Origin of the sequence: Mesorhizobium sp. M7A.F.Ca.MR.148.00.0.0, assembly GCF_003997735.1 — a bacterium.
GTDB lineage: Bacteria > Pseudomonadota > Alphaproteobacteria > Rhizobiales > Rhizobiaceae > Mesorhizobium.
Window position 1 is genome coordinate 1 of the sequence record NZ_RZTB01000761.1, and the last position, 222, is coordinate 222.

Genomic DNA, 222 nt, shown 5'->3' on the forward strand with positions numbered 1-222 from the left:
CGCGCACCGTGCGCTCGGCGGTGCTGGCCGAACGCGAGCTCGACTATGTCGCCGCTGCACAGCTTCGGCATGAAAGTGCACTGCATACGATGTTCGTCGAGATCCTGCCCAATGTCATCCCGCCGATCCTGGTCGAAACCACCGTGCGGCTCGGCTATGCCATTTTTGCCGTCGCCACGCTCTCCTTCATGGGCTTTGGCATCCAGCCGCCCTCGCCCGACT

General features: G+C 63.5%; 1 protein-coding gene. It reads left to right on the top strand.

All coding sequences use genetic code 11. The features are described 5' to 3' along the window. Positions 1-222: ABC transporter permease subunit (locus tag EOB49_RS36165; protein ID WP_127383595.1), on the top strand; the 222-nt coding region annotated here is incomplete at both ends.